1 pseudogene is annotated in these 372 nt (G+C 69.4%); it reads left to right on the top strand.

From position 1 onward, the window contains the following. A pseudogene (locus tag E5W87_RS13015) lies at positions 1-372 on the top strand (serine/threonine protein kinase); the annotation flags it as partial.

Here is a 372-nt window from a genome sequence, read left to right as displayed (position 1 = left end):
CTCACCGGCATCCGAAGAAACCCCGGAGCCGGCGCCAGCCGAGGCGACACCCGAAAAGCCGCTGCCGGCAATTCAGCCGGACAGCGTGACCAGCGACAGCCAGCAAGCTGTTCCGCCGCGCGTCCAGGTCGCGCCGGTGGCGCCGGCCGACAAAGTCTCACCGCCCCCAGCGGTCCAGCCCGACGTGATTGAGAAGCCCGAGCAGCCGGCCAGCCAGCAGGCCACCACCCAGGTGCCCGAACCCGCTGCAGGCCAGACGGACGACGCGAGCGCAAAGGGGCAACAGGACGACCCGGCGGCAGGCAAACGGCCGGACGGACCCGCTATCACCTTGAACGTGCCGAAACCGGAACTAAAGCTGCCGCCGGAAAT

Origin of the sequence: Mesorhizobium sp., assembly GCF_004962925.1 — a bacterium.
Classification (GTDB): domain Bacteria; phylum Pseudomonadota; class Alphaproteobacteria; order Rhizobiales; family Rhizobiaceae; genus Mesorhizobium.
Note: the sequence above shows the minus strand (reverse complement) of the source record. Positions and strands in the feature narration are given on the sequence as shown.